General features: G+C 43.4%; 19 protein-coding genes, 1 tRNA gene and 1 pseudogene. 1 reads left to right on the top strand and 20 read right to left on the bottom strand.

Annotated features, from left to right (window positions below; all coding sequences use genetic code 11):
* Positions 1-306: 306 nt before the first annotated feature.
* The 19 genes and pseudogenes from BSCG_RS09705 to BSCG_RS09790 all read right to left on the bottom strand — a co-directional run bounded on the left by BSCG_RS09705 (position 307) and on the right by BSCG_RS09790 (position 24467).
* The gene (locus BSCG_RS09705) at positions 307-576 is read right to left on the bottom strand and encodes a hypothetical protein (RefSeq protein WP_004313893.1); all 270 of its coding nucleotides are present in this window, start codon (positions 574-576) and stop codon (positions 307-309) included.
* Positions 573-854 carry a hypothetical protein gene (locus tag BSCG_RS09710; protein ID WP_004313895.1) on the bottom strand — a complete coding sequence of 94 codons (282 nt, stop codon included), beginning with the start codon at positions 852-854 and terminating at the stop codon, positions 573-575. Before BSCG_RS09710 ends, BSCG_RS09705 begins: the two co-directional genes overlap by 4 nt.
* 20 nt (positions 855-874) lie before the next feature.
* The gene (locus BSCG_RS09715) at positions 875-1918 is read right to left on the bottom strand and encodes a DUF4373 domain-containing protein (protein ID WP_004313897.1); all 1044 of its coding nucleotides are present in this window, start codon (positions 1916-1918) and stop codon (positions 875-877) included.
* Complete coding sequence (locus tag BSCG_RS09720; protein WP_008776523.1) at positions 1915-2229, bottom strand: helix-turn-helix domain-containing protein; 315 nt, start codon at positions 2227-2229, stop codon at positions 1915-1917. The genes BSCG_RS09715 and BSCG_RS09720 overlap by 4 nt, the downstream gene beginning before the upstream one ends.
* A 38-nt stretch (positions 2230-2267) precedes the next feature.
* A complete protein-coding gene (locus tag BSCG_RS09725) occupies positions 2268-2525 on the bottom strand; it encodes a hypothetical protein (protein ID WP_008776522.1) in 258 nt (85 codons plus the stop codon).
* A complete protein-coding gene (locus BSCG_RS09730) occupies positions 2522-3784 on the bottom strand; it encodes a site-specific integrase (protein ID WP_032849599.1) in 1263 nt (420 codons plus the stop codon). Before BSCG_RS09730 ends, BSCG_RS09725 begins: the two co-directional genes overlap by 4 nt.
* A gap of 184 nt (positions 3785-3968) precedes the next feature.
* Positions 3969-4050 (bottom strand) — tRNA-Leu (locus tag BSCG_RS09735).
* Positions 4051-4123: 73 nt separating this feature from the next.
* On the bottom strand, positions 4124-5158 hold the full coding sequence (locus BSCG_RS09740) for a S41 family peptidase (protein WP_008649432.1): 1035 nt from the start codon (positions 5156-5158) through the stop codon (positions 4124-4126).
* A 45-nt stretch (positions 5159-5203) separates the two neighbouring features.
* Complete coding sequence (locus tag BSCG_RS09745) at positions 5204-6064, bottom strand: DUF3316 domain-containing protein (protein ID WP_008642868.1); 861 nt, start codon at positions 6062-6064, stop codon at positions 5204-5206.
* Positions 6064-8709 (bottom strand): DNA gyrase/topoisomerase IV subunit A, encoded by a 2646-nt coding sequence (locus tag BSCG_RS09750; RefSeq protein ID WP_008776520.1) that lies wholly within the window; start codon positions 8707-8709, stop codon positions 6064-6066. The genes BSCG_RS09745 and BSCG_RS09750 overlap by 1 nt, the downstream gene beginning before the upstream one ends.
* 135 nt (positions 8710-8844) lie before the next feature.
* A pseudogene (locus BSCG_RS09755) lies at positions 8845-10172 on the bottom strand (MFS transporter).
* 101 nt (positions 10173-10273) lie between these two features.
* The gene (locus BSCG_RS09760; RefSeq protein WP_004309594.1) at positions 10274-12025 is read right to left on the bottom strand and encodes a RagB/SusD family nutrient uptake outer membrane protein; all 1752 of its coding nucleotides are present in this window, start codon (positions 12023-12025) and stop codon (positions 10274-10276) included.
* Between the two features lie 22 nt (positions 12026-12047).
* Complete coding sequence (locus BSCG_RS09765; protein WP_004309595.1) at positions 12048-15590, bottom strand: TonB-dependent receptor; 3543 nt, start codon at positions 15588-15590, stop codon at positions 12048-12050.
* 23 nt (positions 15591-15613) lie between these two features.
* Complete coding sequence (locus BSCG_RS09770; protein ID WP_004309596.1) at positions 15614-16600, bottom strand: FecR family protein; 987 nt, start codon at positions 16598-16600, stop codon at positions 15614-15616.
* Between the two features lie 224 nt (positions 16601-16824).
* Positions 16825-17763, bottom strand: a complete 939-nt coding sequence (locus BSCG_RS09775) for a glycerophosphodiester phosphodiesterase family protein (protein ID WP_004309597.1) — start codon at positions 17761-17763, stop codon at positions 16825-16827.
* A gap of 13 nt (positions 17764-17776) precedes the next feature.
* Positions 17777-18658 (bottom strand): PL29 family lyase N-terminal domain-containing protein, encoded by an 882-nt coding sequence (locus BSCG_RS09780; RefSeq protein WP_004309598.1) that lies wholly within the window; start codon positions 18656-18658, stop codon positions 17777-17779.
* Between the two features lie 12 nt (positions 18659-18670).
* Positions 18671-21091 (bottom strand): PL29 family lyase N-terminal domain-containing protein, encoded by a 2421-nt coding sequence (locus BSCG_RS09785; protein WP_225483921.1) that lies wholly within the window; start codon positions 21089-21091, stop codon positions 18671-18673.
* A gap of 30 nt (positions 21092-21121) precedes the next feature.
* A complete protein-coding gene (locus BSCG_RS30495) occupies positions 21122-21445 on the bottom strand; it encodes a phosphodiester glycosidase family protein (protein ID WP_008776514.1) in 324 nt (107 codons plus the stop codon).
* A complete protein-coding gene (locus BSCG_RS09790) occupies positions 21435-24467 on the bottom strand; it encodes a PL29 family lyase N-terminal domain-containing protein (RefSeq protein WP_008776513.1) in 3033 nt (1010 codons plus the stop codon). The genes BSCG_RS30495 and BSCG_RS09790 overlap by 11 nt, the downstream gene beginning before the upstream one ends.
* A gap of 301 nt (positions 24468-24768) precedes the next feature.
* Between BSCG_RS09790 and BSCG_RS09795 the strand changes: the two genes are divergently transcribed.
* The gene (locus BSCG_RS09795) at positions 24769-25356 is read left to right on the top strand and encodes an RNA polymerase sigma-70 factor (RefSeq protein WP_004309601.1); all 588 of its coding nucleotides are present in this window, start codon (positions 24769-24771) and stop codon (positions 25354-25356) included.
* Between the two features lie 108 nt (positions 25357-25464).
* On the opposite strand, the gene BSCG_RS09800 is transcribed toward BSCG_RS09795, so the two are convergent.
* Complete coding sequence (locus BSCG_RS09800) at positions 25465-26808, bottom strand: Gfo/Idh/MocA family oxidoreductase (protein ID WP_004309602.1); 1344 nt, start codon at positions 26806-26808, stop codon at positions 25465-25467.
* Positions 26809-26889 lie beyond the last annotated feature (81 nt).

The following is a 26889-nucleotide window of genomic DNA, read 5'->3' as shown; positions in this document are numbered from 1 at the left end:
TATTACCTTCACTTGCTATCACATACCTGTCGGGATCCCGGCTCCATCAACTTGATATCCCCGTTAATTGCTAGCAAATTAGTTGCTCCGGAACGAACCGGGAACAAGAATCCGCTAGCAGAATCCGGCAGCCGGATTCTTCCAGGATGAAACTGTTGCTAGCATTATTCCCGATCTGTAGCACACGATCCGGAAGAATCCGCTAGCACTTTTACGCAGCTCGAGCACACGATCCGGAAACATCTGCTAGCAAATATTTCATTGGCCAAGATCTTCCGGAGCGTATTTTGCTAGCAATCGTTTCCCCTACTCTTTCTCCCTGCCCGCTTTCTCCAACCTGTCGAGTGCCGACAGAAAACCCCGCACGGCTTCGCCTTGCTCCTGGTACCTTCGTTTCAGTTCTCCGTGTTCCTTCGCTTCCTGCTTGTAGTGGGTACAGAAACGGGGGTACTCCTGCACAACGTGTTTGATTGCTTCGCTGGCCGTTCGCTTTCCTGTAAGATTCTTCAAAATTTCAAGCTGCGTGACTTCCTCGGCAGTCAACCGTAGCGTGATGGTGCTTACTTTTTCGCTCATGATCGTTCACCCCCTTTCTCGCCATCGGAGGCGGACGGTTCCAGCGAACCGATGGTTTCTCCGACTTGTGTTCCTTCGCGCCCCGCTTCCGTTTCCACCTGTTGTTTCCGGTTCATCACTTCCGCCCGCCGGTATGCTTCCGCATACGTCTGGCAGTGTATTCCGTATCTCTCGATAGTGATGCCTGCGGCTGTCACTTCGTGCGCCACGCACCACCCTGTACGCATTTTGCGGGGGTAGTAGAGCGGCGTGTCGGTTGCTTTTTTGTTTTCGCTCATCGTTGTTGCTTTTTGTGAGGCTATGAAGCCGATTTGTTTTTTATTTCGTCATCTCCGTGACTGCTGTCCGCTATCACCCCCACGGCATCCCGTAGCCGCTTCAACAGGAACAACCGGGGCATCCGCAGGCGTTTGTTTCCATGCATTTCGCCTAGAATTTGCCATACGGGATTTCCTATTTCGCCGTGTCCGGACAGTTTGAGCACCTCCTCAAGTTCCCGGGGGGAAAGATTGTAAGGGCTTAGGGCCTCTATCAGCCCTTTGGGATTGCGTGGCTTTTGTTCGTGCGCCGCCGCCTCCACTTGTGGCGGGCGTTTCCCGGTAGTTGTGGAAGCAGTATTGCCACCTGTTGCAATGGTCGTTTCAGGCTTGTTTCTCCCCAACGGAGTGGAAGAAAGCAAAGCTCTCGCTTCCTCCTCCGTGAGTTCTCCGATAGTCGGTAGGGGGATAGAGGAGGACTTTTCTTTGTTTTCTTTTTCTTTGCTTTTCTTTTCTTTGTCGATTTTTTCCGGAAGGTTTCCAGAAGTTTCCGGAAAGTTCTGGAAATCTTCCGGAAGTTTCTCGAAAGTAGGTTCTACTGTTGTCGGTGACACCGACACGTCCGGTATGTTTTGCCCGGTCGGTTCCGCGGCTGTCGCAGCTTCAAACAGAGGCATAGTGACGGGTTCCTTTATGGGCTGCTCCGGTTCTACGAGAAGAATATCCAGCGGGATATACATTTTCTTCTTCGCCAGCTTGCAGATGTCTATATATCGGCTTTGAATGGCCCGGGAGGTGAGAATACATTTCATCTTCCACACGACGGGGTCAAACAGGCAGATTTCAGCGCAATAGTCTACGATCTCTTTCACCCGTTCCTCGTTCATGCCCCAATAGTCGGCACAGTCGAAAAGCTGATCTTCTGTCCAGCGGATATACGAACCGTCGACACGGTAGATTTCGTTCAATGCATATTGGTATACGGCATAGCCGTCGCACCCGTATTTCTTTTTCAGGCGTTTTATTTTGATGTCCTGAAAGCGGTCTGTTTCCGCTTTGTAATAGGAAAATCCGTTCTTGCTCATATTCTTCTGCTGTAATTAGATGCCAGGTAATTCATGATTTCTTCTTTGCTGTATAGGAAAGTCCCACCCAGTTTATAGAACGGGATAGCTCGCTCCGCGCGCAGGTTTCTCAATGTCGAGTTGCTGATGTTGAGCAGCTTGCATACATCGGCCGATCGGATGAATACAGCATCTTCGGGCACGGTGTCAAGCATAACGGGCGTAACGGGCTTGTATTTCGATTTTTCAGGGTCTTTTTCCTGTTGGGGAGTTCCGGCTGTATCTGTCTTTTCAGATTTCACGATTCTCATGCTGTTGGTTTCTGTTTTCATAATTCTGCTTTTTATATGGTTAATATTCATTCAAGTGATTAATGTTCATTCAGGTATTCAAAAGTAATCCGGTCGAGGTCCTTCAGTTGGTTACTGTCGAGAGCGTAGATCGTCTTTATAATCCACCCTTTCAGGACAATTTTCCGGTGTCCTTCCCTGCTGCCATAATGCCGCAACGCATCACTAACCGCCTTCTCCATTTCTGAATAGGTGATGAAGCTTTTCTCATACGCTATCATGCTGTCGATAGCTTTCAGTTCCAGTTCTTCCTGATTGATAATTACGGTTGCTTTCATTCGTTTGCGGCTTTATTATTGGGTGATTTATCTTCTTTATGTGAATACATATCTTTGAGTGTTGCCATATCGCGCATTACCTTCGTATCGACTACTCGTGCATATACCTGTGTCGTTGTGATTTTGGTATGTCCCAGCATTTTTGATACGGTTTCGAGTGGGATTTCATGTTGCAGGGTGATTGTCGTTGCGAACGTGTGGCGGGCAACGTGATACGTAACTCTGTCTTCTACTCCGGCGAGTTTGGCTACTTTTTTGAGATAACGGTTCATGATCTGATTGCTGACATATGGGAATAGCGGCTGGTTCTTTTTGCCGCCTTTGTGGTAGGTGTCATATCTATTGATAATTTCCAATGCAGGTTCTAGTAATGGCAATGATACACGGACACCTGTTTTGACCCGTTTGTAATGCAGCCACAGGCTTTTGTCTATGCCGATAACGATGTTCTTTTGCGTTAATCGTGTCATATCTTCGTATGAGACTCCGGTATACACGGCAAAAATGAACAAGTCTCTGACAATGCCCAGATTAGGAGGTAGTATTACAGTGGAAAGTCGTTTTACGGCTTCTTCGTCCAGTTCGTTGATGTCGGTTTTTTCTTTATGTGCTTTGAGTGCTTTTACCGGATTTCGATTTATCCATTCGTTATTGAACGCCATTTCCATGACTTTTTTGAAGCGTTCCATGTGTTTCAATGCTCCGTTAATATCGCATCGTTTCATGTTGTCCTGTCGCAAATAACCTTGCAGATAGGCGAAAAACTCATTGACAAAAGCTGCGTCGATGATACTTATATCGTAGTCGGCCACTTTGTGTTTGATTCGCACGTAGCTTAGTAGATATTTCAAGGTAACTCCGTATTGGTAGCATGTTGACTGGGAGAGTTTTTTCCCTTCCATAATCATGTGATATTCGAACAGCGTTTTAATGGTAGAATATTCGTTATCCTCTGATTGGAACATGAGTTTAAAGTTCTCGATGTTGAGGGGATAGTTCTTTTGCCGGAGCTTGTTACAGGTTTCTTCAATTTGCAGTTTTAAATCTTCGATATACCTGTTTGTTTCCTTGTCTACAGCTGTTTTTCCGAGTGACTTTTGGGCGACTGCCGACCATGAAGCGGGGGAGATATGACAATTCGTCGGAATTTCGTATCTTTGCCCCATGATTGTAACTCTGCAGAACAGAGGTGACAGACTTTCATTTGTTCGACTTTTCCGTAGCCAAAACAGAACGTTGAAAGTTTTTTTTCTTTCCATACTTGATTTTTTTTGGTGAATCCTACTTTGAATCCAAAAAATCAAGATAAAAAAAGGAATCCTGTCACCGAGAATGGCACCGAATTGTTGTTAGCATTTTTCGGATAACCAGCGAAGAGGACACAAAAAAGCCCCTAAAATGTCCGTTTTAGGGGCTTTTTAACTGTAAATACAGTGTAGTTTGTGCGGCTGATAGGACTCGAACCTACACGTCTCACGACACCAGATCCTAAGTCTGGCGCGGCTACCAATTACGCCACAGCCGCATGTGTAGCTTTTTTGTTTAGCGGTGCAAAGATAGGAAGATTTTCTGATTTGGCAAATAATTTGGCAATAAAGTTATTCACTTAAGATTTCGAATGCTTTTTCAATCAGAGTGTCTTTGTGCTTAAGTTGATCTGATTCAGACATATTGATGGCAATGTCCGGCTCAATACCTTCTTCCAAGGGTTGCTTGTTTTTGTCGAAATGCGGACTGGCGGAGAAACGGACGCTCCATCCATTAGGTAATTCCGATGAGAAGGGAAGTCCCGAACCACCTCCGGTCCAGTCACCTAACTGGATGATTCTTTTCTCTTCGTTGTCCTTGTTTAAGCTGCGCATCGCATTCACAAAATCATTGGTGGCACTATAACAACGACGATTGGTCAGAATGATTACTTTCTTCTGCCACCGGATGCTGTTGGATGGTTCCAGATAGATCGGCTCCATCTTGGAGAAATCATTATGTCCCGGTCCGGTTTTGTGCTGTATATATCCGGTAAGTGTTTTCTCGTTGGTAAACCGGGCGGCAATGCGGGTGGAGTTGGTCAGGTTTCCGCCTCCGTTATCACGTACATCGATGATTAATCCGTTGCAGGTGGCCAGGTAGAGGAGAACTTCATCCAAGTTGCCATCGCCCACTCCGGAACTGAAACTTTCATAACGAATATATCCTATATTATTATCGAATATTTTATACTTTAAACCGGCGGATGTATAGTATCCTGTGCTGGCACTGCCCAGATAAGTTTGATAGAGAATATCTTCCCGGTAGTTCCAGTCGTAACCCTGATACCATTCATCGTAGAAAGAAGTACGTTTGGCAGAGGATAGATTGACATGTCCGTCTTTTAAAATGTATAGCATCTGGCTTAGGATGTCGAACAGGTCGTCATTAGACATTGTCGGAATAATCAGTGGGCTATATTTGTCGTGAACGGCATCCCAGTCAATACCTTTTGCTTCCAGAAAACAATACTGTTCGTCGATGATCTTCCATAGTTGTTCGAAGTTTCCTACAGGATCATTGGCGTAGTCTTCTTCTCCGATGCAACCGGTCAATACCGGAAGACAGCAGAGCAGCCAAAGCATTTGTCTAATCTTATTTCTCATTCTTAATTGATCTCACTTGAAGTTTCAACATTAAATTTTGTTCTCTTAGTAGGCTCTGACCGATGAAGGCAAAGCTGTTCCTTTTTTGTTTCGGATACGGTATAGGTCTTTCACAAATCCTACCATGAATACGTGCGAGTAGGTATGTGTCTTGATATTGTTTACATTGGATTGTTGCAAATCAGCCAGATAGCTGAATCGCATTTTTGTATATCCTATCGGTAAGTCGACCGAGAGCATCTGCCGCAGTGAAGGCTGGTTGTGCAGGGAGGTGAACTTTATCACTCCACTCGAATTTCCCAGAGAGAATATCTCGTAGTAAGATTGTCCGTAGTGCGGTGAGAACATTACTCCCATCACCGGTAGATTGACTTGATAGCGTAATACCATCGGGTACCGTTTGATTTTCAAATGCCAGATAGCCATTCCGGAAGCATCCAAATTGACGTATGCCCGTGCGGATGCCGGATTGTTGGTGTTCCGGAGATTATAGACAAAGCCTCCGTTGGCATCTATCAATCCTCCGGCTAATAATTTGAAATTCTCCGTCAGTCGAAACTGGTAGTGTAATCCGTAATTCCAGTTGACTAATCCGGAGAAGGTGTTATTGTTATCGGCACGGTTATGGGTATAACCGATGTCTGCCTGAAAGAAATTCTGCACAGACACATTTCCATCGAATAACTTAGTCATCCGAATCGTCTCGCGGGAAATACGGAAGTCAATTCCTTTGTATTCCTGCGGTGAAAGATAGGTGTCGAATACGTTGGTAAATCCTACACCGTACATGGTGGCACGTGTTACATACCGATGGGTTTGCAGACTGTCAATCTGCGCTTGTAATCTGGTGCAAAGGGCGAACAGGATGCATCCTGTCAGCCCCAGATATATTAGTTTTTTCTTCATCAGAATAATTTCATCTGCCCGGTGATCTCATCAATAATATCGCCTTCGCTCTTATCACTGTCCGGGTCCAGATTTTCCGGTTCCTCTTCCGGGCTTTCCTGCTGCTCTTGTTCAGGTTCGGGGAAGCGGGTCGGTTCAAGTTCGTTGATCGTATCCACGGTATAGGTCGTGATGCGTTTTCCTTTGGCTTTGAACCCTTTGACAGCTATGAATTCATCTGCATCGATATCCAACGGATCACGGAAGCTGTCGTGTCCGCCAAATATAACTTCCAGACGCGGATAGTACTCATCGGTCAGCAAGATGAGACGGTTATTCTTATTCTCTCCCAGATAGTTCTGTTTGCGGTTGGAGGCCTCGAAGCAGAAACGTTTCAGGTACGGGTAATTCTGTTGATCGGCATCATAAAGTGCAGCGGTCCATACCTTATGGGGATCGAATTTCTCAACGATGCTCACATTGTCTTCGTAGTGATTGCTCAAATCGAAGTTGGTGGTGTAGAAATCACCATTGTTCAGTACAACCAGTATGGAGTCGTCACTTTGGAATTCTCCCAGGTATTCGCCGCGTCCATCATAGTTGAGGCGAAGTATGTCACGGTCGAACCAGACTTTACGTCCACCGAGAGTAGAGCCGCCTTTCTGTTTCAAGGATATTTTGTGTACCGGCAAGCGGGTGAGAATTATCCCCCGTGCCTGGCGTCCCTTGATACTGACTTCGCTGAAGTCATGCTCGAAGATGATGCGGCGTACACGCGGGTTCGGCTTCAATGTCACTTTGATAATTTCGGCTTCTCCGTTCGGGTTGGCACTGAAATAGGTAATTCGTGAATCGGGAGTTCCCAGTGTCACATCATATTCGCGGTCGCGGACCACGGAAGTTACGGCGAAACGTTTTACGTAGGTCGTTCCTTCTTTTCCGTCGCGGTAGGCTACGTTGTAGATTGTACGTTTATCGTTCTTCTTGAATACATTGACATAAAGAACGTTCTTACCGACAAATTTCTTATCGGCAACGGGGGTGACGATATATTTACCATCACGGAAGAAGATAATGACATCGTCGATATCCGAACAGCAGGCTACGAACTCATCTTTCTTCAAGGTCGTTCCGATAAATCCTTCTTCACGGTTGATATAGAGTTTCTCGTTTGCTTCTACTACTTTGGCTGCTTCGATGGTGTCGAAGTTTCGCAATTCCGTGTGGCGCGGGAAATTCTTGCCGTATTTGTTCTTCAGCATCTGATACCAGTTGACGGTATAATCCACGATGTGAGCCAGGTGGTTATCAATCTCGGCAATTTCCTCTTTCATCTTGGCGATCAGTTCATCTGCTTTGTCTGAGTTGAATTTCAGGATACGCCCCATTTTGATTTCCATCAACTTGAGAATATCTTCTTTCGTAACTTCACGGATAAATGTCGGATAGTAAGGTGTCAGACGTTCGTCGATATGTGCACAGGCTGCATCCATGTCTTTGGATTGCTCGAACTCTTTATCCTTATAGATGCGTTCTTCGATAAATATCTTTTCGAGAGAAGAGAAATGCAGGGATTCCAGAATTTCTCCTTTCTTGATTTCCAGCTCCTGCTTCAGCAAATCCATCGTATTGTCTGCCGACTTTTTCAGGACTTTGCTCACAGTGAGGAAATGTGGCTTACTGTCATCGATAATACAGCAGTTGGGCGAGATACTTACTTCACAGTCAGTGAAAGCGTACAGAGCATCAATCGTTTTATCTGATGAGGTGCCGGGTGCGAGGTGCACTAATATTTCTACGTTGGCAGCCGTATTGTCGTCTACCTTACGAATTTTGATCTTTCCTTTATCAACAGCTTTCAGGATAGAGTCGATCACTGTCGAAGTCGTCTTTCCGTATGGAATTTCTGTGATAGCAAGCGTTTTATTATCAATCTTGTTGATCTTGGCACGTACTTTCACGGCTCCGCCACGCTCTCCGTCGTTGTATTTGGCTACATCGATAGAGCCTCCTGTCTGGAAATCAGGATATAGTTGGAATTCCTCTCCGCGTAAATAGCTGATAGAGGCATCACAAAGTTCGTTGAAATTGTGTGGTAAAATTTTTGAAGAAAGTCCCACGGCGATACCTTCCACTCCCTGTGCTAATAATAACGGGAATTTCACAGGAAGAGTGACCGGTTCCTTGTTTCGTCCGTCATAAGAAAGTTTCCATTTGGTAGTTTTGGGATTGAAGACAACATCCAGCGCAAACTTGGACAAGCGTGCTTCGATATAACGGGGAGCAGCTGCGCCGTCTCCGGTGAGGATATTACCCCAGTTACCCTGACAATCGATCAACAGGTCTTTCTGTCCCAACTGTACCAGGGCATCTCCGATAGAAGCATCACCGTGAGGGTGGAACTGCATGGTGTGTCCCACAATGTTAGCCACTTTATTATACCGTCCGTCGTCCAGACGTTTCATTGAATGTAAAATACGTCGTTGCACAGGCTTTAAACCGTCATTGATATGAGGCACGGCACGTTCCAGTATAACGTATGAAGCATAGTCCAGAAACCAATTCTGGTACATGCCTGTTAACTGATGCTTTACGTTTTCGTCCCGCGTGTCCGCCGGTTTGTAGTCTGAATGTCCTTCCGTTATCTCGTTGATTTCGTCACTCATATATCAATCTTCGCTTTGCTTTAACAACAAATTATCTTCCTGAACATCAAAAAAGGGGATGTCCACGCAAAAATACGAAATAAATTCATATGAGGACGAAAAGAACTCACGTTTTTTATGATACTGACAGTTCTGTTAATCCTTTGATTTCACATTCCATACCAATAAAGCAAAAAAGACGGAGAGTAATGCGGCTCCGATCCAAAAAATATTGATATAAGAAAAGTCATAGATTTCTTTGCCATCGACAATGCTTTTATGCCCTCCTATGAGAATACCGCTCATAATATCCTGTATACCTGCCCCGATGTAACTGGCAATACCTACGATTCCTAATGCTGCACCTGAAGCGTTCCGGGGAGCAATGTCAACTGCCATCAATCCGCCCAAGAAACAGAGGAGTACTCCGATCGCAGTACCGAACAGTACCATGGATAACGCGTCTACCCAAAAGTGGACACCCGGAACTAATAGAAACAGACAAAGTGCCATTACATTCATCAGACCGAAGATGAGTGCAGGAGCATTTCTGCGCCCACTGAAAAACTTGTCGGAGATGACACCGGAAAACATTGTACCGATAATTCCACAAACCGAACCGATAGAAATGATAAAACTGGCGTCCAGTGTAGAATATCCTTTCTGGGTTTCCAGATAGAAGACTCCCCAGCTGTTTACGGCATAGCGGCTGACGTACATCAATGCACTCGAAATGGCAAGTATCCAAATTGCGGGCATCATTAGAGCTTGCCGTTGTGCCTTGTTGAAATCGGCAGCATCACCTGTTTCACTTTGCATTTGTGGATGATTGACGGCAGGCAGCCCTTCACTTTCCGGAGAATCATGAAAGAATCTCCAGACGATTAATGCCCCGATTATTCCGATACTTCCGGCTCCAATGAAACCGTATCTCCATCCTAAAGCACTGACAATGGAGGCGACAATAATGAAAGTCATTGCTTCCCCGATGTTGTGGCTTGCCGACCAGAAGCCATAGAACGATCCCCGTTTCTTATTTTCAAACCAACGGGATAATCCGACTACGCAAGAAGCAGTCCCATTGACTGAAACCATCCGCTGATTCCCCATAATATGGCGAATAGAATGAAAGAGTGGGTGAATCCTAGGCATAAGTTTGCCAGGGCTGTAATTAGCAGTCCGGTGGACATGAAACGCCTGATATTGCTGCGGTCTGCCAGAAATCCGTTAGTGAATTTTCCGATAGCATAGGTGAAAAATAACACTGCTCCGATAATACCGAGCTCTGTTTCTGAAAAGATTCCTTCTTCAACAATCGGTTTCTTTACTACATTCAGGCTTAGCCGACAGACATAATAAATACCATATCCGGCTGTGGCGGAAAGAAAGGTAGCCCACTGCAATCTTTTAAGTTTTTTCTTGTCTTTTTTAAGAGGAGTCGCAGGAGTGCTGATGTGATAAAATTTGATAAGTTGTTTTAACATGGTGGTAGGATTTGATAGCCTAGTGAAAGGCGATAGTAATGGGAAGGTGTATCGATTATCTTCCGATACACCTTCTGATGAAGAAATAAATAAAGAGTTAGTTAGTAGCTTAGTCCATCTTCCCAACCCGGATTTTGGGTTAGAATGCCTTGTGTAAGTACGCGCTGGTCAGCAGGGATAGGCCATAAGTAGTCTCTTTCCTCTTTCCAGTCTTTGCCATAAGTAACTTTGGGGAATCCGATAATATAACCGGATGTTCCGTTGGAGAGATAGATATCCTTATCCAGTTTCTTTTTATTATCACATTGGGAGGTCGCTGTGGTTTCGTAGATTTCCAGATCAGGCTTCCCGTCACCATCCATATCGTATGTTCCTACTCCGGGAACATAAATACCGTAGTAAGGTACGTAATGATTGAACATTTGTTTACCTTCTTTCCAACGGAATAAATCCCATTGTCTCAACCCTTCCATTACTAGTTCAATTGTACGTTCGCGACGGATTTCGAGAATGACGCCCTTATTCGTTCCCTGCTCAACATTCGGATAGCAAGCTGCCAGATAAGGATCAGGGTTACTGTTGGCATCCGTAAGATTCAGATCCGGCATTTTAGCCCGTTCTCGAATTTTATTGATAGAGATATCCAGGTCTTCTTGTTTGAGTGTTCCCAGTTCGGCTTTGGCTTCGGCATAATTCAGGTAGACTTCCGCTGCTCGCATCAAAGGCCAATCGGAGGTACTTTTAGCGGCTCCGTCATGATCTTTGGTACCTACAAATTTGATAGGTCTGTAGCCGCAATAAGCAGTTAAGTCATTGGCGGTCACGGTTGTTTCTCCTTTTTGGATATAGTTCGGACAAAGTACGGTTTGTTGCAGGCGTGGATCGCGGTTTTTCACCTCGTCTGTGTAAAACATTGTTTCATATCCTTGTTTATCAGTGAAACGTGTTCCGTCCGCCATCAGGTAGTGATTCATAAACCGGCGGGTAAATCCCATTTGCAGGTTAGCGATGCTGAATTGTACGGAGTGTGATAATTGCAAACCTTCGAAGTTATAAGCTCTTGCCAGTACGACTTCTGTGGTTTTGGCGTTGTCGGCACAGAACATATCTCTGTAAGGTTCCGTTCCTTCTTTATACAGGCTGAAGCCGCTTTCGTCAATAAACTGCCGGGCAGTGCTTGCTGCAATTTCCAGGTATTTCTCATAATTATCCAGTCCATGGTATTTCCGATAAGTCCCTTCATAAAGTGCAGCTTGACTGGCAAATGCCAATGCCGCCCATTTAGTGACTCTTGTGTTCCGAGTTTCTGTGCTTTTGGTCGGCAAACTGGTAGCGGCATCTTGGAAATCTTTGAGTACTTGATTCATCACAAACTCGCGGGAATCCCTGGCTTTGACTAATAATTCCTGATCTTCCGAACCCAGCACTTGATCGTACCAGGGTACATCTCCATAACGGCGTACCTTTACGAAATAGAAATAAGCTCTGAAGAATTGGGCCACTCCATTATATTGATTGCGGGCGGTTTCATCATCACAGTTGGAAGAATGTTGCAGGAAGTAATTAATGTGGCGGAGTTTGGTCCATGACCATCCGGTTTCGCTGGCAGCCGAACGGGTTCCTTCAATTACCTGTCCCATGCCTTTGTCGATCATATCATCTGCATTTGTACCGGCTGAAGCATCTGGCTCGTCCAGTAAGGTATAAAATTGATTGGTCCATAATTCCAGATCGGATTTGTTTTGAAAGTAATTCTCTGGTGTCACTGCATTTTCCGGTAGGAGTGTCAGGTCACAGCTATTGAATAGGGCTACGGCCATTCCCAGAATTATTATTTTGTTGATAGCTTTCATACTATATCTGATTAGTCATTAATTAAAAAGTTATATCTACTCCAACAGTGTAAACACGCGGGTAAGCATATCCCGAACCCGTGTTGGATGAGTAAGTGCTACTGGAGATTGCCAATTCCGGGTCGATAGTTTTGTTATGCTTCTTCAGAGGCGACCAATAGTATAGATTTTCTCCCGATACGTAAACACGAACCTTTTCAAAAATACGTTTACTGATAGGCAGTGTATATCCAATAGAGAGATTCTTGAAACGCAGATAAGCGATATTCTGTATATATCGGTCGTTTACGGTGCCGAGTGAACCGCCTGAATAGGATTGATAACCTCTGATACGTGGGAAGAAAGCATTTCTGTTGTCTTCTGTCCAGCAGTCTTCCGGAAATGATTTTTCTACAAATGAGGTAGAAGGGAAAGAATATGGTCCCCAGAATGAATTTGCTCCCTGTGAGGTGGTACTATAAGATGGGTACCAGTCTCTTTTACCAATTCCCTGGAAGAAAGCGGATACGTCGAAACCGTTCCAGCTCGCATCCAGACGGAAAGAATAACTGTATCTGGGAGTTGTGTTTCCAATGATTTGTTTATCACCAGGATCGTCTACTGTTCCAGCTCCGGCCCCAATCACATTGTCACCGTTTAAGTCAGCAAAGCGTACGTCACCGGCACGCAGATAACCGTCGACCTTACTGCTATAAACACGTCCGTTCACGACTTTGTCATTGATCTTTGCCTGATATTCTGCTGCTTCCTTATCTGTTTTGAACAATCCGTCTACATGGTATCCCCAGATTTCTCCCATCTTCTTGCCTACATAATGGTCGGAGATCAGTTTGTCCGGATTATTGTATTTGGTGATTGTCCGTTGGTAATCTCCCAATGTAGCTTGTATTCCATACCTGAAAGGTTTATTGGCCACTTTGAACGAGTCGTTCCATGAAACGGATAATTCCCATCCGTTTGTCCGTAAGTCGGCACAGTTGGCTTTTGGGGTGGAAGCACCGTATACATCCGGTAACGTCAATGAAGTAGTTAGCATATCTGTTGTTTTACGAACGTAATAGTCGGCACTCATACTTAAACGGTTTCTAAGGAATGACATATCCAATCCGACATTGTAGGTTGTAACGGTTTCCCAAGTCAGTCCGGAAGAAATCGGGTTGGAAATCTTTGCGTAATATGCTTTGCCTTCTCCGTCGAAAGTATAGCTGAACTGATTGTCCGAAGTGATTGTCTGCAGATAAGCGTAATAATCTACCTGCTGGTTCCCCAGGCTACCGACGGATGCGCGTAACTTCAGGCTGCTCCACCAGTCGCTTACCGGTTTGAAAAAGTTCTCTTCGGAGATTCTCCATCCGGCAGATACTGAAGGGAAAACTCCCCATCTGTCTCCTTCTGCGAACCGGGAAGAACCATCGGCACGACAGGATACTTCGAGCAGGTATTTACCCATGTAATCATAATTGATACGGCCGAAGAAACCAAGCGTTTTATAGGCGCTGATATCTTGTGATACGGTAAGTACACTTTCAGGAGTTACTGCCGAGAAGGAGTCGAGGTTATCATTGGACAGGTTAGTCATAGAAGTGTTTTTGTTGACATTGCGGTAAGTCTCATACTGGCTACCTGCCACTATTTTAAGATTGTGTTTCTTTGCCCATGAATGTTCAAATGTTGCATAATAGTTCAACATGTGAGTAACAGGGAAAGATTCGTCTTCCTCATAATTATTAAAGATACTTCCGGAAGTGAAAGTTTGTGTCACTCCCTGACTGCGTGAATACTCAAATGAATTGTTGCGATAACGGTACAATTGCTTTCTTTGTTGGTAACTGTAGTTGGCGGTCAGAGTCAGTCCCTGTAGTAACGTAATGTCAATCTGATTGACAACGGACAAGAGTGTTCTGGATTTGCTGTTATGACCTCTTCGTGACGTTAGGTATCCGCCGTCACCGGCTCCCAAGGGAGAGTTGGCATAAAGTTGGTTGGTATATTGCACAATCGTTCCATCCGGATTGAAGGGGACGAATGAGGGACTGATATTTGATTCTAGGCGGGCAATAGTCATTGCGTAGTTGGAAGTACCGTTATAATTGTAATTGTTATTATCCAGTCCGATATTTGTCGACCATTTGATCCATTTGTTTAGTTGAGCATCCATTTTGGCACGGAACGAATAATCCTTATAAAGGTCTTTGTCGATGTTGAACATACCATATTGCTGGTAGTAACGTCCACTGATATAGTAATTCACCTTTTCGCCACCTCCGGTGATAGAGACATTGTGTTCCATCTGTGGGCGGGTACGATTGTAGAAGTATCCATACCAGTCCGTATTTCCATAATAATAATATTTCCCGTCTTCTCCGATTTCCACCCATGGACGTTCCGGATTCTCAGTCATATCATTCCGGCGGTCATAGAGTTTCTGGAGCTCTTCATCTTCGTACAAGTACATATTCACGCCATTGTATGCATGGTAGAACTTGTTGGCGAAAGTGACATAATCGTATCCGGTACGGATAAAATCAGTGGAAGTCGTGTTCTGTGTCCATCCAAATCGACCGTTGTAGCTGATTTTGGCTTTTCCTTTTGTTGCAGCACTTCCCGATTTGGTGGTGATAAGTACCACACCTGCAGAGGCCTTTGCTCCATAAATGGCACATGAAGATGCATCTTTCAATACGGAAATCGACTCGATGTCATTTGCATTGACTTGGTTCAGTGGAACTTCTACACCGTCGCAAAGTACTAATGGCGTACCGCCATTGACAGAGATCCCTCCGCGAATGTTTAATGAATAGCCGGACTCGGGAGAACCGGTGCCGAAAGTCAGATTTACAGACGGATCGGCTCCTTGTAATGCATTGGCGGCAGATACTACCGGGCGGTTGTTCAGTTCTTTGCTTGAAATGGTGGATACAGCACCTGTCAGATTACTTCTGCGTTGGCTACCATAGCCCACTACAACTACTTCGTCAATCATCAGACTGGAAGGTACCAGACGGATTGTCTTAGTCTGACCGTCTTTTACATGAACTGTCGCTACCTCATAGCCTACATACGAAATATCAATAGTCGAAGGAATGGAAGTCTCCAGAGAGAACTTTCCATCCAAGTCGGTAATTGCTCCCTGTGCGGTTTCTTTGTTCATCACCGAAGCACCGATAACGGGATTTCCTTCTTCGTCATAGACAACCCCGGTGATTGTCTGCTTCTTTTTCTCATCGGACTTTTGCTGGCTGGTATCGGACTTTTTACTGATGATGATGCTATGTCTGTTGATGGTATAGCTAACATTCTGTCCCACGAATATCTGATCCAAAACGACCTTGATAGGCGCATTATTGGCATTGATTGACACCTTCTTACTCATGTTGATCTCGGAAGATTTGATTACAACTGAATAATTCTTGGTCTTATGTAAAGCTTCTATCGCTTCTTTTACAGTAACATTCTTTAATTGTAAGGTTATGTCTTGTGCTAGAATAGGTTGAGAGAAAAATATCATCACACAAGCAAACCAGATTGTCGATATATATTTTTTATAAATATTAGTTTGCTTCATATCAGGTTATACTACTGCTAAATTTATGGAGTTGCAGAAGTAATCATGATTACTTCCTGACTCCGGGTTATGGACATTTGTCCGTCTGTATTGAGATTGGATAAAATCTCGTCAAGAGTTTCCCCGTTAGTGAAATAAGCAATGTACGTGTTGTCGCTTAACTTTTGATCTAATATGATGATTCTGGTATCGAAATAATATTCCAGTTCCTTCACAATATCACTAAGGGGAAGATTACTGAAATAGAATCCTTCGCTTTTTGACGGACACTTGTACAGATTGGCAAGGAATGTTTCACGAACAATTTTCTGTGAGGCACGGTTGTACTGGATCATTTCTCCTTTTTTCAGAATCTCATTAGGATGAGTCGGAGTTTTGAACAGTACCGAACCTTCTACGAGTGCGACTTCTACCGTCTCAATATTCTCGTAGGCACGGAGATTGAACTTTGTACCCAGTACCTGCACATGGACGTCACCGGCAGAAATGATAAAAGCCTTGTCCGGGTCCTTTGCCACATCGGCAAAGAGCTCTCCACTGACAAAGATTTCTCTTTTATCTTCTGTGAAGTCGGAAGGATAAATAACCCGCGTGCCTGAATTGACGTGGAGCTTCGTTCCATCCGAAAGAGTGAGTGTTTGATGCATACCGTGTGGTACGGTGATATCATTCCAGTGTGTATTTGCCTTCTTGTCAAGAAGTAAATATCCGGCTAAAAACAAAAGTGGTATAAAAAGGACGGCTGCTACACGCTGCATCCAGCGGATTGAGTGCTGAAGCCTTGGGCGTAGTATGCGAACCTGTTTGGGTTGAATAGCTTTTTGAAATTTCTGAAAGGCTTTTTGAGATAACTCATGGTCCTCTATTTGAATTTCAGAGATAATCTCACGGAAACTCTGGTCCATCAGGTTATTGTCATTTTCTGTCAACCACTTTTGGATTTCTATTTCTTCCTCGTGAGAACACTTATCGTAGAAATAATCTTTTAATATGTCGTTAGTTATCTTCATAGCGTATTTGTTTAAAGTACAAAAATGCATTTTTTTTCTTTATCTGTGAGTATATTATGTTGATTATTTCTGAATAAGATATTCTATTGGGGATAGATTCGTATTCTTAATCTGATCTCATATTCATAAGCACTTGTTTTTATTTAATATAGTGAAGTCAGAAGGAGCAATATAAAATTTCTCATGTTTCTTTATCTGATAAATAGAGTAATAACTTCGAGAGGCTAATCGTGGCGTCCGATTTTCTTCAGGTAGCTGATTAATAACTCTGGTCGGTCCGTTTGTATGATGGATGTACCGAAATCTAGCACCTTTTGGTAAACTTCTGCCCCGTGTTCAAAAGCGTAGTCATCGTATATACCAGCTTCTTCACCTCCGCAGAGCGAGGCCCAAAGGGTGTTTACCCAGATTTTGGAACCTTGGGCAAGGATATCCTTCATACATTTTCTTACTTCCGGAGTTTCTTGTTGCCAGCATACTTCATAAGCCAAAGGGACGATTTTTTTGTCCATATATTGGCGGAATAATTCCTGTCCGCTTGGTTTGTTAATATCAATAATGGGCATGTACATCATAGCGTGCTTATACTTCTTTGCCTGTGCATCTACAAAATCTACCGGTTTTTTGCCTTTAATCAGGATTTGTTCTGTGACTCCCAGTTCTTCTGTAATAGCCATCACTAAATCATAATATTGATACCCTTGGTCTATATTAACCACTATACGGTCTTTGCAAACAGCCAATGCTTCTTTTAAAGTCGGCATCTTGTATTTGGTAGGGCAGTTATGTCCAGTTTTCAGGAAACAGTTTTTGATATAATCGTAAGTTACGTCGCTGACTCTGCCTTTTCCTGTAGTAGTCCGGTCAATGGTACCGTCGTGGCAGAGGACAAGTACACTGTCGGCTGTTAGCTTCAGATCCAGTTCCATAACATCAACTCCCATTCGGATAATTGATTCAATGGCGGGGATCGAGTTTTCCGGGTAATCTCTCCAGTCTCCCCGGTGAGACACTACTACTACATAGTCTGTTTTCGGGTTGTGGATGGCTTCTACTATCTTTTGCGCATTTGTCTTGCCCGAAGTGACAGGAGTGGCTGCAAAAGTGCTTAGAGTCAGCAAGAGCAGAAGTCCGGCGAATAAAATTCTTTTTTTCATATTCATATCATTTTAAGGATTAATTCTTTTTGAATAAAAGAGGGCGAAGCACAAGATGTTGAAGATCGTAGGCTGTGATGATGACATGGCCTTCGTCAAAATCATTCTCGAATGTCACTGTAAGAGTATGAGTCTCTTTGTCGAGTGTTGCTTTAACGTTTACTGCCTGAGCAATAGTAATTATCGCGTCTCCTGCTGATGTTCCCGTCACTTCATATTCAATTTTCAGAGGACTGGCAAGGTCAGTCACCTTGGTAACCGCTTCAGCTTTCAACTTGAGATTCAGTGAATTGAATACTTCCAATGTAAGGGTTTCTCCGTTACCCAATGTGATATTGAGATATCCATCGTCAGTTTTGGATATATTCTTAAAAATGGCAGTCGCGTCGGTGGTAGCTGTAATAGGAGTGCCTTTGCTATCTTTAAGGACTTCACCGTTGACTGTCCAGTAACCGTCGGCGTTTACCCCCATTTCGGGGGTATAGCCGCAGACTGGGACTTTTTTCCCGGCATCATCAGTGAGCCAGTTTGTTTCATTGTCAATGGTTGTAGTCCAATAATACAATTGGTCATCATCGCTGAGGCGTACACCTAGTATCGGAGCTTCTATTACATCTTCCTGGGTTGCTACGACGACTGCTTTTTCTTCATTATTGCTATCTTTGTAGGTAATGACATATTGTCCATCCGAGTTCCGGGTAACGGAGGTGATAACATTTCCTTCCGTCAGATAGCTCAGCTTTGAAATATCTTCGTTGAGTTTATTCGCTTTTGTTTGAAGAGCAGTTATTCGCTCTTTGAAATCATTGAGCTTATTCTGAATCGCGGAGTCGTCATAATCCCCACAACTGGTTAGCAGGAGGGAAAGAAGCAACGAACAGAAAAAATATATTCTTTTCATATCTTGTGTCTTTTAGAAATTAATACTGGGATCGAAATTCTGGTTTGCATGGCAGAATGCATTCTCGTTGGTGGCATCCGGTGCAGAAGTGGGATCGTCCTTATACTTGCTGTAATCACCGACATAACCTCCGCATACACAAGCTTTGCAATTAGTCCAGGTTGCAGTAGAAGCACCCGAATAACCACATAACCACCCCGGACCATGTCTGTTGGTTCCATTTCCTTCGGTAAATACATCTCCCAGAACAGCCCCTTTGTTTACACAGCCGATAATCTGTATGTTGGAGTGACCGATGATACCTCCGGTGCGGACACTTAGGTGAGTCATGACATTTCCATAATTTGTGCAGGACTCTACTGTACATTCTGGTTTCGTTTTCAGGTCATCCGTACCTCCCACAATTCCACCCATACGTTTGTAATTGTAGGTTATGCTCGCTTCTTTACCTTCGAATTGTCCTACCTTATCATCTTCGATGGTTCCTCTATTGTCGCAGTTGTAAATGTTGCCATACATCAGTGTTGCTACAATTCCGCCTGTTCTTCCACTCGGACAACTAATATCACCATAGTTAGTACAGTAATTCAGTTTGCCACCTTCTGCTTTAGCCATGAAGGCGCAGATTCCGGCAGTCTGCATGCCCGTACCTCCATTGCCTGTATTACTGATGTGTCCTGTGCGGACAAATCCTCTGTTGGCACAACCTTGTGCTTTGGATTCTCCTCCGATCGTCGTATTTATAATAGCACCTACCAGACCGGAAAGTGCGTTAAATTCTCCAGATTTATTATCGGCTGTGAAGTCGATATTATAATAGTTAGTACAGCCCTCTATTACTGAATTTTTGGCGAAGCAAACAAGAGGAGCGATAACAGTATATTTAGGTGCTGTTCCGCTCATGATCCAAATAGTAGTGGTACCAGCATCTCCTAAAGCCAAATTCTTGACCGTTGCGTTTTCTATTGAACCGAACAGGCCGTATGCCAGCCCTCCGTTCGTTATATCTGCACTGCAATTCAGATTCTTGATGGCGTAACCTTGTCCGTTGAAGGTTCCGGTAAACGGATGTACGGAAACGTAAGGTTCGGCAGTTGTATAGTTGGAAGCATCTATGTCGCCTATCGGTGTCCAGCTGGTCACGGATGACATATCAATGTCATTCAGCAAAACTACTTCTCCGGCATCATTCTGCCAACGGGAAGTATTTGTTCCATTATTAACGGCTTTCGCAAAGTTAACCAAATCAGTGGCCGTACTGATTCCTCCCTTAGCTTCCACTTCTTTTGCTTCCTGTATCACATCAATGCTTGAAGAAATATTATACAGCGAGTTGGAGAATGTTATTTTTCCGGTACGTTCGTCGCCTGTTTCATTGGCCAGAATGGTGAAAGCGTGTGTGGTTGTAACCAGTGCGCGGGTCCCGTTGTAGGTGATCCACTCATTTTCTGTATTGACTTGATAGGATATGTTCGCAGATATTTGCATCTCAATATTCATTTGTGTACCTTTAAGTTGGATAGGTCCTACATGACCTTGATATATTGGTTCGTCCAGAATAGCAGTACCATATGTGAAGTATATCGGTTTCAATACGGTATTATTACCAGCACTTGCCAGTAACAGGATATTCCCTTCAGTTGCCCCTTCTTTCATGGTGGCGATAAGGGTGGAAGAGATCTTGTCTATTTTGACTTCCATATTGTAGGCAGTAAACAAGTCTACATATGCATTTTCCGACTGTGTACCATATATTTCGTATGGGATACTTACGGGAGTGGTATAGTCTGTTACTGCGTTGTATACCGGACTGTTGAAGCGGATGCTGAGTGCTTCCTGCAAACTCATCCGCAATTCCTGACCGTCTGCCAGAATAAATACGGCTTCTCCTGTTTTATCATCGATATAGGCTGATTTGAATAACATATTACTTAAATCATTAGCCAATACACCGGTACTACTACCGTTCACACTCCAGTAACCATTCTCGTTTATTTTAACGTCAGGCATCGTTCCGCCAATCGGGAATTTCTTTCCGTCACCGTCAAGGATGAATGTGTAAGTCTTCCCCTTATCAGTAGTCTGTGCCCAGTAGAATTTACCGTCACTATCTTGCTTTGCTGTGATGATTGGGAATTTGATAACATCTCCTTGGGTGGCGATGGTAACGGTGTGGGTTTCCCCACCACCGTCGCTGTAAGATATTATGTAGTTACCATCAGCATCCTGACTGATTAAAGTGATAAACGAACTTCCGAGCACTTTGGACAGTGAGGCCATTTGTGCAGTCAATGTTTCGGTTTGAGCTTCATAATCTCCAATCGTTTTTTCTATTTCGTTGAGGTCCTGCCAAATTCGTTCGTCGTCGTAAGAACTACAACTTCCTAGAAAGCAGGCAGATATAAATAATGATATACTTATAAACTTTTTCATATATTCAGTGATTAACATTCGTTTGATTCATTATTCAAGTACTCTGACATGCAGATAGTTCATGCAGCTTCTTTCACCATTCGCATCCGACACATGATTGATTACATTTCCGATACCATTTTCATAAGTCCACATTACCGTAGAACCTCCTCCATCGAAACGGATTACATCATATAACCCCAACTTTTTGCAGACACGATAAGCTTCATAAAAATCAAGTCCTCTGTCGTTATCTGTTCTTCCGTCTACACAGAATATAATTACCTTCGATTTATCTTGTGTCATTCCAAGATTAGTAGTCGGGTTGATTGTCTCTGCATCTTCTTTCTTGGGAGGAGCGGAGTTATATACCATTGTATACGTAGCGATACATGCTGGAATTATGTACTTTAATCGGATCGGTAGAACTACCTATTTTAAGTTCGGCACTAATTTGTACTTTATCTCCTGTTTTCAGACTTTGAGCCAGTTCATTGGCTTTGTCACCTGTCACTTGCAACACCCATTCATTTTTATCTATTACGTATGGAGCTTCTACAGTAGTGCTTCGCCCGTCAATGATTTGGGTAATTGTAGCTTCAAAATCACCGGAATTAACCTTCAATGGTTGGTTATTTTTGCCTATGATAAACAAAGCTTTGGTTCCTATTGGGTTGGTCAACCCCGGATGAGGCTCTTTCACATATCTGAAAGTATATAAATTTGCATCGTATGATGGCTTGCCATTCAAGCGGACAATGGTGTCATTGACTGAATAATATTCATATTCTTTGGTTCCGACTTTCAATTTACCAGTAAAGTCTCTCTTTTCGAAACTGATGGAACGGTTATCAAAGAAGGTGAATCCCCAGACATGATTGGTCAAAGTGGAACGCACATACGGATTATTGACGAATACAGGTTCTCCTTCTTCAATATGCATTCCTCTGGGGAAACCGTCGTGAGAATTGAAAAAGCCGGTATTGATACCTACGACGATATTTCTTCCTTCTCCTCTTCGTCTGACACAAGTCTCTGACAATGTTTCGCGAAGAATTTTACCATTATTAGAGTTGTTGTTACCATTAGGATTCGGGCAGATCTCATCTGCCATGACTGTTTCGAACGTCACTTTCGGATTGTTCATATCAATCTCGATAGCATAGATATTCTGATTGAAATTGGTGAAAGAATAGTGTTTGTATACGATACCCGATGCCAATTCGCGGTCTTCGGTCACCTGCCAGTCATAGTATGCTTCATCCTGATTAGAGAAGTTATTAGCTTCTTTGGAGAAAGCTCCGTGGCGGACGGCATTGCTGTAAGTGGCAACCGGAGCATCTTCCGGATTGTTCTTGTAAACACTGTAATCTCCGATTTTGCCTCCGATGTGGCAGTCTGTGATATAGTCTGTGCCAGTTTTTGTACCGCTATAGCCACAAGCCCATCCGGCTCCATGTTTGTTGGCTCCGTCTGCGGTTGCATCCGACAGAATGATTCCGTTGTTTGTACATGATTGAACAAATCCGGCGTTGTGTCCGACGAATCCGCCTGCACGACTTCCATTTTGAGAGTAGACGTTTCCGTTGTTAATACAATTCTTGAGGTATTTATCTGTGTTGATTCCCCCTGCAAGTCCTCCGATACGTTTCACATTATATCGTTTGGAGTTTGAGGCAAATACATCGTTCACGTCATCCTGAATAAGTCCTTCGTTAGTGCTGTTTTCAATCGTTCCTTCCTGTAAAGTTCCTACGATTCCTCCGCCACGTCCGGAAGGTGCACTGATATTTCCTTTGTTGATTGCATATCCGATATAGGCTTCATCAATTTCTATATATCCCGCAATTCCTCCTTGGTTGAAAGCGGAATAGGCCCCGGAGCCCGTGTTGACAATATTGCCGCAAGTCAGGTTGCCTTCATTTATACAGCCATTTGTTTGTGTTGTGTCGCCTATTTTATTTCCATACAGTACACCAGCCAAACCTCCCATTCGAACACCGATATTAGCGGCGTTTGTTCCTTCAAAGGATAAGTTTATTTTATTGGTGCATGCCAGTATGCTTCCTTCACAATAGCCTACCAATCCGCCAATAGCTGCCCCTTGCGGAGCTTTACCTGTAATGGTGGCATTACCGGAAACCACTAAATTTCTGATAATTCCCGAACTGCCGAGTGAATTAAATAATCCGTGGGCGATATTGCCGTCTTCAAGATTATACGTACAAGTTAGGTTGTTAATTGAATGTCCTTTACCGTCAAATACCCCGTTGAAGGTTTGCTCGCCGATTGTATAAACTACTTTTGTATTAGCACTGGTAGTATTACTTGTAACTTTACTTCCTACACCGCTCGTCAGTGTAATATCTTTCATATCGATATCATTCAGTAGGATTACGTTTCCTTCTGTGTCTTTGAATTTACGTAAACTACCTCCATTCGTGACCGCATCTATAAATGCTTTAAAGTCTGTTGCAGTAGCAATGCCTCCGTTTTCGACGATTGGTAGAGTAAAGCGTACCGGCTTGATTAATACATTATCTTCAGTATCATAGAGCATAATCATGGTTACTCCCTCTTCAAAATCATCGGTAAAGGTAATAGCCAGTGTTTTATTGCTGCTATTCAACTTGACTTCTACTCCATCGTCGCTACGTGTGATGAGCACCAGTGTTTGTGCTGCCTTTTTCCCGATAATATTATAATTTAAGGTAAGGCTTTTCGTTCCTTCCTCTATAATAATAGGAGAAATGGCAGGTTGACCTGCATTTTTAAATTCTACATTAAATAGCGTAAAGGTACTGACCGATAGAATTTCTCCGTTGCCTAGTGTTATTGAGGCAGTTCCGTTATCGTTCATTTCCACTTTAGTAATCAGTGAAGCCGTTTTACCTTCGGCCTTAATCGGCTTTTGGTTACTGTCGAGAATCTGCTGGCCATTGATAACCCAATATCCATTCTCATCCACTCGTATTTGAGGAGCGCTACCCGATACTGGGATTTTTTGTTTGTTGGTATCCAACAGGAAAGTTGTTTGTCCTTTGGTGGTAGTAGTCCAGTAATAAGTTCCGGCTTCTTCTTGTATTCCGATAATCGGACTGGAAACCATTTGATCGGTGGTAGCGATGGTGAAGCTATGCTCTACATTGTCACTTCCTTTATAAGAAATGACATAACCGCCATTAGCAGCTTCTGTGACAGAGGTGATTGCTCCTCCTTTCACAATTTGGCTCAACGCATTCGCTTGTAGTTGCAAACTGTTTAGCTTCTCTTTCAGTTGATCGAGATCTTTGTAGATTCCATCAATGTCCTTCCAGGCAGCCGAGTCATCATAGTCATCGGTGCAACTGCCAATCACAGGCATGAGTAGCAAGAATAAAAGTAGAAAATTTCTCATGTTTTTTAAATAATTTGATTCAATGGTTAATAGCGCGCTATTTATAACTCGTTTCTATAATGAAGAACACATCACTTGGAGGGGGTACGTAATCGGATTTGAACTTTTTTTTTAATCATCACTATTTTCAATAAGACTTGAATTTTTCATATTAATTTCATAGTTTTGTCATCAGAAGCATACTATTTCCTGTTTACTCCTCCCTTACATATTACAATATGATGTGATTTTAAATAGGGTTTGGTATATCTTCTATATTATTTATAGCTTTGTTGCCTAGAAATCTTTTTCGGAATAAACGATGAATAAAACTGATTTATCTTCTGTTACTGAAGAACAACTGTTGTTACGGCAGTTGAGAGAAGGGGATATGGGGAGCTATGAGACCCTTTTTCATCGTTATTATCCCACCTTTTTTGCTTTTGCCAGAGGTATGCTGAAGGATGCAGGGGCAGCAGAAGATATTATCCAGAATGTATTTATGAAGATCTGGATACATCGTGAAGCTTTGGATGAAACGATGTCAATCAAGAACTATATTTATGTACTTTCCAAACGGGAGGTTTTCAATTATCTTCGGGCCAAATACAATACCCATGTTGTGTTAACGGAAGACATGATGACATTGGAGCAATCTTCAAGTACGGATGAGCCAACTACAGACTATCGTGAATTGCGTGAAGCAGTACAAAGTGTGATTGATACGATGCCGCCTAAACGTAGGAGTGTGTTTTGTCTTAGCCGTTTCAAATCCCTGACTAACCAAGAGATTGCTGATAAACTCGGTATTTCTATTCGTACCGTTGAGAAGCATATAGAATTGGCTCTTCGCACTTTTAAAGAACAGTTGGGGAGTTTCTTTGCTCTTTTTGTGGGGTGGTTCCTTTGAATGAGGCTGTAGCGACTGCAGGGGGGCTACTTGTATAACAGAAAGAGATATGGTATTTGAACACCATATCTCTAAATAACTTATTAAAAGTGAGAGGAATAAGCTGAATTAAACTCGTATTTCCCATCCTTTTTCATACTCTCTTCCCCAGAGCTTATTAGCCTCCAAATCGTTGAGAATACGGCCGCTTCCCGGATCGATTTGTAATGAATGACCGACGCGCTGAGCGATATTACCCAATTGTACTAGCTGGGTACTGATACAGGCATCTACAATTCCGGAGTTTAACTTAGTACCTTTGCGGATAGCATCAAACCAGTTCCGGAAGTGGAAAGAGTCCAGCTTTTCTGAAGGATTCAGGAGATTTCCGGTTTCAAACTTCAAATCACTCTTTACCTCCTTGATCGTTTTGCCTTTGATATCTGCTATCTTATATTCGTTACCACCACCAATAAAAAGAGTGCCCGTATCTCCATAGAATGCAGTACCGACTCCATATCCGTCTACCGGCATCGTATTGCAACTACGTCCCTCCCAGGAGAAAGATGCTTCGTCGCCAAACTGGAAAGTGATAAGCTGTGTATCCGGCGTCTGCCAATCATCCTGAAAACGATAACGTCCTCCGATTGAATCTACTTTGGTTGGATAATCCACACCTAGTCCCCAGCGAAGCATGTCGACAAAGTGAGTACCGTTATTTAAAGCTTCTCCAGTTCCCCAGTTCCAGAACCAGTGCCAGTTGTAATGAATGAAGTTATCCTTGAAATCGGGTACACGAGGGGCAGGGCCTTGCCACAAATCCCAGTCCAGATAATCCGGTACGGGAATGACTTTACCTGTTCCGATAGAAGGACGGTTGTTGACATACCATGATTTGGCATATCTCACTTTTCCGATGGTGCCGGACTTGATTTCCTCCATCGCTTTGATTACATTCGGGAATGATCTGCGTTGATTGCCAACCTGAACGATTCGATTGTATTTTAAAGTGGCTCTAACCAACATTTCATTTTCTGCCGGATTGTGGCTAGTTGGTTTTTCCAGATAAACGTGTTTGCCGGCTTGCATAGCCATAATGGCTGCTTTGGCATGCCAATGGTCCGGAGTGGCGATTACTACTGCCTCAAACTCATTGGATTCTAACATTTTGCGTATGTCTTTTTCTCCTTTAGGAGTCCGTCCGGTCAGTTTGTGAATCACAGCCTGGCATTTTTCAAGTGCTCTTGAGTCTACATCGCAAATGTAAGTTACTTCACAATCGGGTTGTTTGGCAAATCCTTGCGCGAGAGCACTGCCTCTGGAATTTACGCCAATAACTCCGATACGTATTTTCTCATTAGCTCCCAGAATATCTTGATATCGGCTGGAACCAAACCCTGGAAGTATGCTTCCTAAAGAAAGTGCAGCTGTACCTGCTACTGTTTTTTTGATGAAATCTCTTCTTGTTGTCATAGTATCTATTTTTCTCCAAAATTAGGTTGTTATTAGGATATGTGAATGAGTATTTCCGCCAATTCTCCCTCAAAAAACGTA

Origin of the sequence: Bacteroides sp. 2_2_4, assembly GCF_000157055.1 — a bacterium.
GTDB classification, from domain to species: domain Bacteria; phylum Bacteroidota; class Bacteroidia; order Bacteroidales; family Bacteroidaceae; genus Bacteroides; species Bacteroides ovatus.
This window is presented reverse-complemented; position numbering and strand designations above follow the sequence as displayed.

Excerpts from the sequence above, each read along its gene's own strand:
- BSCG_RS09800 (WP_004309602.1), bottom strand. The coding sequence starts at position 26,808 with ATGACAACAAGAAGAGATTTCATCAAAAAAACAGTAGCAGGTACAGCT.
- BSCG_RS09710 (WP_004313895.1), bottom strand. The coding sequence starts at position 854 with ATGAGCGAAAACAAAAAAGCAACCGACACGCCGCTCTACTACCCCCGC.
- BSCG_RS09785 (WP_225483921.1), bottom strand. The coding sequence starts at position 21,091 with ATGAAAAAGTTTATAAGTATATCATTATTTATATCTGCCTGCTTTCTA.
- BSCG_RS09705 (WP_004313893.1), bottom strand. The coding sequence starts at position 576 with ATGAGCGAAAAAGTAAGCACCATCACGCTACGGTTGACTGCCGAGGAA.
- BSCG_RS09795 (WP_004309601.1), top strand. The coding sequence starts at position 24,769 with ATGAATAAAACTGATTTATCTTCTGTTACTGAAGAACAACTGTTGTTA.
- BSCG_RS30495 (WP_008776514.1), bottom strand. The coding sequence starts at position 21,445 with ATGGTATATAACTCCGCTCCTCCCAAGAAAGAAGATGCAGAGACAATC.
- BSCG_RS09775 (WP_004309597.1), bottom strand. The coding sequence starts at position 17,763 with ATGAATATGAAAAAAAGAATTTTATTCGCCGGACTTCTGCTCTTGCTG.
- BSCG_RS09745 (WP_008642868.1), bottom strand. The coding sequence starts at position 6,064 with ATGAAGAAAAAACTAATATATCTGGGGCTGACAGGATGCATCCTGTTC.
- BSCG_RS09740 (WP_008649432.1), bottom strand. The coding sequence starts at position 5,158 with ATGAGAAATAAGATTAGACAAATGCTTTGGCTGCTCTGCTGTCTTCCG.
- BSCG_RS09715 (WP_004313897.1), bottom strand. The coding sequence starts at position 1,918 with ATGAGCAAGAACGGATTTTCCTATTACAAAGCGGAAACAGACCGCTTT.
- BSCG_RS09790 (WP_008776513.1), bottom strand. The coding sequence starts at position 24,467 with ATGAGAAATTTTCTACTTTTATTCTTGCTACTCATGCCTGTGATTGGC.
- BSCG_RS09720 (WP_008776523.1), bottom strand. The coding sequence starts at position 2,229 with ATGAAAACAGAAACCAACAGCATGAGAATCGTGAAATCTGAAAAGACA.
- BSCG_RS09765 (WP_004309595.1), bottom strand. The coding sequence starts at position 15,590 with ATGAAGCAAACTAATATTTATAAAAAATATATATCGACAATCTGGTTT.
- BSCG_RS09750 (WP_008776520.1), bottom strand. The coding sequence starts at position 8,709 with ATGAGTGACGAAATCAACGAGATAACGGAAGGACATTCAGACTACAAA.
- BSCG_RS09730 (WP_032849599.1), bottom strand. The coding sequence starts at position 3,784 with ATGGAAAGAAAAAAAACTTTCAACGTTCTGTTTTGGCTACGGAAAAGT.
- BSCG_RS09725 (WP_008776522.1), bottom strand. The coding sequence starts at position 2,525 with ATGAAAGCAACCGTAATTATCAATCAGGAAGAACTGGAACTGAAAGCT.
- BSCG_RS09760 (WP_004309594.1), bottom strand. The coding sequence starts at position 12,025 with ATGAAAGCTATCAACAAAATAATAATTCTGGGAATGGCCGTAGCCCTA.
- BSCG_RS09780 (WP_004309598.1), bottom strand. The coding sequence starts at position 18,658 with ATGAAAAGAATATATTTTTTCTGTTCGTTGCTTCTTTCCCTCCTGCTA.
- BSCG_RS09770 (WP_004309596.1), bottom strand. The coding sequence starts at position 16,600 with ATGAAGATAACTAACGACATATTAAAAGATTATTTCTACGATAAGTGT.